This window comes from Herbaspirillum sp. C7C8 (genome assembly GCF_022627875.1).
GTDB lineage: Bacteria > Pseudomonadota > Gammaproteobacteria > Burkholderiales > Burkholderiaceae_D > Herbaspirillum.
On the sequence record NZ_JABXGG010000020.1, the window covers coordinates 68,977 to 75,777 of the forward strand.

6 protein-coding genes are annotated in these 6,801 nt (G+C 65.5%); 3 read left to right on the forward strand and 3 right to left on the reverse strand.

Going from position 1 to position 6,801, the window contains the following annotated elements:
* Positions 1–3: 3 nt before the first annotated feature.
* A complete protein-coding gene (locus HWE01_RS19805; protein WP_241822653.1) occupies positions 4–948 on the reverse strand; it encodes a LysR family transcriptional regulator in 945 nt (314 codons plus the stop codon).
* A 126-nt stretch (positions 949–1,074) separates the two neighbouring features.
* On the opposite strand from HWE01_RS19805, the gene HWE01_RS19810 reads away from it, so the two are divergent.
* Genes HWE01_RS19810 through HWE01_RS19820 form a run of 3 tightly spaced genes read left to right on the forward strand, consistent with a single transcriptional unit; the run spans position 1,075 to position 4,258 of the window.
* Positions 1,075–1,473 carry a RidA family protein gene (locus tag HWE01_RS19810; RefSeq protein ID WP_008326307.1) on the forward strand — a complete coding sequence of 133 codons (399 nt, stop codon included), beginning with the start codon at positions 1,075–1,077 and terminating at the stop codon, positions 1,471–1,473.
* 46 nt (positions 1,474–1,519) lie between these two features.
* Positions 1,520–3,001: an aldehyde dehydrogenase family protein gene (locus HWE01_RS19815; protein ID WP_241822654.1), complete on the forward strand. Its 1,482-nt coding sequence runs from the start codon at positions 1,520–1,522 to the stop codon at positions 2,999–3,001.
* Between the two features lie 45 nt (positions 3,002–3,046).
* Positions 3,047–4,258, forward strand: coding sequence for a M20 aminoacylase family protein (locus HWE01_RS19820; RefSeq protein ID WP_175344907.1), 1,212 nt, complete (start codon positions 3,047–3,049; stop codon positions 4,256–4,258).
* Here HWE01_RS19820 and HWE01_RS19825 read toward each other — a convergent pair.
* Together HWE01_RS19825 and HWE01_RS19830 are read right to left on the reverse strand one after the other, a co-directional pair.
* Positions 4,245–5,375, reverse strand: a complete 1,131-nt coding sequence (locus HWE01_RS19825) for a DSD1 family PLP-dependent enzyme (RefSeq protein WP_241822655.1) — start codon at positions 5,373–5,375, stop codon at positions 4,245–4,247. The two genes, HWE01_RS19820 and HWE01_RS19825, sit on opposite strands and share 14 nt — an antisense overlap.
* Positions 5,376–5,504: 129 nt before the next feature.
* Positions 5,505–6,401 carry a LysR family transcriptional regulator gene (locus HWE01_RS19830; RefSeq protein WP_241822656.1) on the reverse strand — a complete coding sequence of 299 codons (897 nt, stop codon included), beginning with the start codon at positions 6,399–6,401 and terminating at the stop codon, positions 5,505–5,507.
* Between the last annotated feature and the right edge of the window lie 400 nt (positions 6,402–6,801).

The window sequence follows — 6,801 nt, forward strand, 5'->3', positions numbered from 1 at the left end:
AGTTCAGCGCCGCCAGGGCACGGGCTGGAAGGCCCGCTTGGCGGCATCGAGGAAGACGCGCTGGCGCAGCGTGAGGCCCTGTCGGCCCGGCAGCAGCGCCATGATGGGTGCGGGATCGAGCTGCCAGCCGGGCAGCACGCGCTTGAGGCTGCCATCGGCCACCAGGTGTGCGCAATCCCATTCGGAACGCGCCACGAAGCCTTCGCCATCGAGCGCCCAGTCGCGCGTGATGGTGCCGTCATTGGAAGACAGCGCCCCATTGAGCTTGACCGTGAGCGCCTTGCCGGTGCGGCGGCCAGCACTGTCGACGGGCGTGAAACGCAGGCGGCTGAGGTCGTCGTCGTTCTCGCGCAGGCTGAGGTAGGGATAATCGGCCAGGTCGGAAGGATGCTTGATGCGCTGCATCCGTTTGGCCAGCACCGGCGCGGCACACAGCAAGCGCGCATTGGGCGCGAGGAAGTGCCCGACCCAGGAAGAGCCCTTGACGCGTCCGATGGAAATGATGGCATCAGCGCCGGTGGAGGCCGCCAGCGGGCTTTCGGCCAGCAGCAGCGAGATGTTCAGCTTAGGATGGCTGCGGTGCAGATCTCGGATCAGCGGTGCCACGTAGCGACGCCCGAAGCCGAAGGGCGCGACCACGCGCAGCGAACCGCTCACGTTGGCCAGGTTGCCGCCGGCCCCGCGATCCGATTCGCGCGAGACGCTGGCGGTGATGGATTCGATGCGCTCCAGGATGTCCATGGCTTCCTGCACCAGGCGCTGGCCTTCGTCGGTGAGCGCGAAGCCGCGCGCGGCGCGATTGGCCAGGCGCACACCGACGCGGTCCTCGATGCGCTGCAGGCGCACCGTCACTGCCGGCGGCGTCAGGTCGAGCAGGCGGGCAGCACCGGCCAGCGAACTGGCCGAGCCCAGGGCACGCAGCAGCTGCATGTCATCGAGTTGCAGCATTAAAAACCTCTTAATGGTGAATTGAACGAACATTAAACATCGCTGAAAGTGTTTTGGCTACAGTCCATCACAGGAAATGCGTCGGTTATCCTGACCGGCCTTCCTTCCACTTCAGCCTGGCCCATCATGAACAACACCGTACACACCACCCCCGTCACCCTCAACCCGACTGGCCTGGCCACACCGGGTGGCCACTACAGCCACGTCGCCCTCGGCAATGGCATGGTCTTCATCTCGGGCCAGTTGCCCATCGATGCCAGCGGGCACAAGCTCACAGAGGCCAGCTTCGAGGTCCAGGCCCAGCAGGTGCTGGCCAATGTGGAAGCCGCACTCGCCGGTGCCGGCAGTGATATCGGCAAGCTGCTGCAGGTCCGCATCTATCTCACCGATGTGGCGCACTGGCCTGCCTTCAACGAGATCTACGCACGCTGGGCCGGCAGCGCCCGCCCGGCGCGCGCCGTGGTGCCGGTCCCGGCACTGCACTTCGGCCTGCAGGTCGAGGTGGAGGCCACGGCACTGCTGTGACACTGCGCCGCACGCGCAACCAACCCCGACACAAGGACAACCCGACATGACCCGCACCGCTTCCACCGACACCGTCTCCCCGCTGGCGCACCTCAAGCGCAACGGCCGCCTGGATCACTTCTACATCGATGGCCAATGGCAGCGCCCGCAAGGCGAGGGAGTGGCTGCCGTGGTTTCGCCGGCCACGGAGGAACGCGTCTGCGAGATCGCACTGGGCAACGCCGCCGATGTGGACCAGGCCGTGCAGGCCGCGCGCCGGGCGTTTGCCGCCTGGGCGGCGACCTCGCCGCTGGAGCGCGCCGCACTGCTGGGCCGGGTGCATGCGCTGCTGGTGGAACGTACCGAGCTGTTCGCGCAGGCACTGACGCTGGAGATGGGCGCCCCCATCACCTATGCCCGCACCGCCCACGTGCCGCTGGCCGCCGAACACCTGCGGGTGGCGCGCGACAACCTGGCCGATTACCCCTTCATCCGCCCGCGCGGCACCACGGCCATCGTGCGCGAGCCGATTGGGGTCTGTGCCCTCATCACGCCCTGGAACTGGCCGATCTACCAGATCACCGCCAAGGTTGGCCCGGCACTGGCGGCCGGTTGCACCGTGGTGTTGAAGCCCAGCGAACTCTCCCCGCTGTCGGCGCTGCTGTTTGCCGAGATCGTGCATGAGGCCGGCATTCCGGCTGGCGTCTTCAACCTGGTCAATGGCAGCGGTCCCGAGGTCGGTGCGGCCATGTCCTCGCATCCGCAGGTGGACATGATCTCGATCACCGGCTCCACCCGCGCCGGCGTGTTGGTGGCGCAGGCCGCAGCCGTCACCGTCAAGCGCGTGGCCCAGGAGCTGGGCGGCAAGTCGCCCAATGTGGTATTGCCCGATGCGGACCTGGAACGTGCCATTCCGCCCGGCGTGGCGGCCGCTTTCCGCAACATGGGCCAGTCCTGCAGCGCGCCCACGCGCCTGATCGTGCCGCGCGCGGCGCTGGATCGCGTGCATGAACTGGCGCTGGCAACGCTGGCCCAGATGAAGGTGGGCGACCCCACCGATGCCGCGACGACCCACGGCCCGCTGGCCAACCGCGCGCAGTTCCTGCGGGTGCAGCAGATGATCGAGGCCGGCATGCAGGATGGCGCGCGCCTGCTGGCCGGTGGTGCCGGACGTCCGGACGGTCTGGAGCAGGGCTACTATGCGCGGCCCACGATCTTCTCCGACGTGCATACCGACATGGTGATCGCCCAGGAAGAAATCTTCGGACCCGTGCTGGCCATCCTGCCCTACGACACCGTGGAGGAGGCCGTCGCCATCGCCAACGACACCGTCTATGGCCTGGGCGCGCACGTGCAGGGCACCGACAAGGACCAGGTGCGCGCCGTGGCCGCCCGCATCCAGTCCGGCCAGGTGCACCTGAACTATCCGGCCTGGGACCCGCAGGCCCCCTTCGGCGGCTACAAGCAGTCCGGCAACGGGCGCGAGTATGGCGTGGAAGGCATGGAGGAATACATGGAAGTGAAATCGATCCTGGGCTACTACGTCTGATCGCCTTCGTCACCGCCGTTACGACGGTATGAACACATGAGCATCATGGAACACACCGAACATCCGCAAGACACCTTTCACCAGCACCGCGCCCACTGGGCCGGCCTGCGCCGCGACCTGCACGCGCATCCCGAGCTGCGTTTCGAGGAACATCGCACCGCCGACGTGGTAGTGCGGGAGCTGCAAGCGCTGGGCTATGAGGTTACGCGCGGCCTGGGCGGCACCGGCGTGGTGGCCAGCCTGCCGGGCAGCGATCCGCAACGCGGGATCGTGCTGCGCGCCGACCTCGATGCCTTGCCCATCGTCGAGGCCAATGACTTTGCGCACGCCTCGTGCAGCCACGGCATCATGCACGCCTGCGGCCATGACGGCCACACCGTCATGCTGCTGGGCGCGGCACGCGTACTCAAGCAGCAGCCGATTTTGCCGGGCAGCGTGCACTTCGTCTTTCAGCCGGGGGAAGAGGGCGGGGCGGGAGCGCGCAAGATGATCGATGACGGCCTGTTCGAGCAGTTTCCGACCGAAGCCGTGTTCGGCATGCACAACTGGCCCGGCTTGCCGGCCGGGCAGTTCGGCCTGCGCACCGGTCCCATCATGGCTGCCGGTTCGCGCCTGAAGATCACCATCACCGGCAAGGGCGCCCATGCGGCCCAGCCGCACCTGGGGCTGGACCCGATCCCGCTGGCCTGCTCCATGGTGCTGCAGTGCCAGACCATCGCGGCGCGCCACAAGGATCCGGTCGACCCTGCCGTCATTTCGGTGTGCATGTTCCATGCAGGCGATACGGATAACGTCATCCCGGACCGCGCCGAATTGCGCGGCACCATCCGCACCCTGTCCTCCACCTTGCAGCAGAAGCTGCAGGAAGACATCCGCCGCATGTGCCATGCGCTGGCCGACGCCTATGGGGCCAAGGTCGAGGTGGAATTCTTCCAGTACTACCCGGCCACCATCAACACCCCGGCCGAGACCGACTTCTGTGAAAGGGTGATTCGCCAGACCTTCGGTGATGCACGCATCCGTACCGGCATCCCGGCCAACATGACCTCGGAGGATTTCGGTTTCATGCTGGAGGAGCGGCCCGGCACCTATGTCCTGATCGGCAATGCGCCGCAGGACCGCGCCTCGCATTCGCTGCACCACCCGCACTACGACTTCAACGACGACATCATCGAAGAAGGCGTGCGTTACTGGGTGGCGCTGGCGCAGTCCTGGTTTGGCAGCGGCCTCAAGGGCGGCGCGCTTACCAGCCGTTGAAGCGCGGCCAGGTGGCCACGCTGCCATCGGCGGCGATGGCCCGGTATTCCTGATATTGCGCCCCGGTGGCGCAGGCATGGTTGGGCAGAATACGCAAACGCGTACCGATGGGCAGGTGCTCTGCGATCTGCGCATCCGGACTGCCCTGGCGCGACAGGATGCCGTGTTCCTGGTTGGCCCCGCTCATGAGATAGCCCTCCAGCACCTTGCCATCTTCCGTACAGACCTGGCCATAGCCGAAGTCGTGCCTGCGTCCTTGCGTGCCGCGGTCGCGACTCATGGCCATCCATCCTGCATCGACGATGGCCCAGCCTTTCTCGGGCTGGTGGCCGATCACGGTGGTCAGCACGCTCAGGGCGATCTCGTCCATGGTATTGACGCCCACGTTGTGCATCACCAGGTCGAACATGGCATAGACACCGGCACGCACTTCGGTCACGCCCTGCAGGTGTTCGGCGCGCAGCGCGGTCGGGGTCGAGCCGATGCTGACCACCTCGCAGGGCAGGCCGGCTTCGCGCAGGCGCTCGGCGGCACGCACGGATCCGGCGCGTTCCTGTTCGGCCACGGCGATGAGGGCGGCGTCGTTGTCGTAGTCATAGCTGGAGCCGGCATGGGCGATCACGCCGCCGATACGCATGCCGCCGGCGTGGAGCACCTTGCCCACGGCGAGCAGGGTGGCGTCTTCCGGGGCGATGCCGGAGCGATGGCCATCCACGTCGATTTCAATCCAGACTTCGAAGCATTCCTCTTGCGCCTGCCCGAACGCCACGATGGCTTCGGCGCAGACCACGCTGTCGGCCACGATCTTGAGGTCGCAGCCCTGGCGGCGCAGCGCCAGCGCCTGGCCCAGCTTGGTGGGCGCCATGCCGACGGCGTAGACGATGTCGGTAATGCCGGCAGCAAAGAACTGTTCGGCTTCCTTGAGGGTGGAAACGGTGATGCCGCGCGCACCGGCCTGGAGTTGCGCCTGCACCACCTGCTGGCACTTGGTGGTCTTGACGTGCGGACGGAAGCGCACGCCCAGCGCATCCATGCGCTGCTGCATGCGGGCGATGTTGCGCTCCATGCGGGAGATGTCGATCAAGGCGGCGGGCGTGGGCAGGGTAGCCAGGCTCATGGGGAACTCCTGAAGAGGGTAGGTCGATGAGCATCGACTATAGGAGATCGGGATTGCGCTGTGCTTAATGCTCGGTGAATCGAGCATTAAGCTGTGTTTAATGCACCGTCCTGCGGTCCACGCGCCGCGTCAGGCCTGCTGGAACTGCCGTATTGTCTCCAGCACGTTCACGGTGGCCTTGTCCAGGTTGGGGAGGGCGCGATGGGCCACGCCGATGTGGCGCTTGAGCACCGGCGACAGCGGCACGATGCGCACATCCTTGTGGCGGTCCAGCTCGGCGGCCAGTGGCTGTTCCAGCGGCAGGATGGCCGCGCCGTAACCGGCGGAGACCAGGCTCTTCATGGCTTCGTTGTAGTTCAGTTCTATGCGCGCGCGCGGGTTTTCCCCGGCCTCGGCAAACCAGGCCATGGTGAGCCGGTACATCTGCGTGGTGGCGTCGTTGAAGATCATGGGCTTGTCCATCAGCCAGCCCGGCTTGATGGCGGCGGGCGATTTCCAGGTGGCCGGCAGGAAGGCCATCATGCGGTCGCTGCGCCAGTGCGTGATCTGGATTTCCTTGGAGGCCGTGATGGGGATGGCGACCAGGCCGATGTCGAGCGTGCCTTCCTGCAGGCGCGCCATGGTCTCGTTGGAGCCCATGATGTTGACCTCCACATCGATGCCCGGGAAGCTGTTCTCCAGCTGTCGCAGTACGCGTGGCAGCAGGTTGACCACCACGCCGGTGGAGGTGCCCAGTCTGACCCTGCCGACCTTGCCTTCGACATGCTTCCTGGCAATATCGAGCAGATCGTCGGCATCGCGCAACAGGCGCCGGGCCCGGTCGATCACCAGCGCGCCCAGCGCCGTGGCCTGTACGCGACGGCTGCCGCGCATGAGCAGGGCGCTGCCCAGGCGTTCTTCGAGATCGCTGACATGCAGGCTGATCGTGGGCTGGGCCAGGTGCAGCGCATTGGCGGCCGCCGAAAATGTGCCGAGGTCGACGATGGTGACCAGCGTGCGCAACTGGTCGAGGCTGAGTTCTCTCATCAGGGTTCCTGATAGTGGCGGTTATTGGGGTGAATTTTACCAATGGCTTCGAGCGCTGGTGGCAGGACTTCCATATCCGTGCGGACAGCAGGGGCTGGCATTGACTGAGTCGAGAACGTAGTGCTTGCGGCGCCGGTTCGTCATGTCATACCGCTCAGTGCCGTTTGGATAAATGAAAGAGACATGAAGGCTATCAAAGGTATTTCTCATCAGATCAAAAAACCGATCTTCGAAAGCAATCAAATCTGCCAAAACCCCTGCCATTAAGTTTCTCGGAAATGAGACATTTCTGATATTTCAGAAAGAGACAAGAAAATAGACTGCGCCTCGAATCGATAAGGCATCCGGCCCGGGTCGATCTCGCAAAAAGGGGCGATCCATGAACCGTCAGCGCTACCAG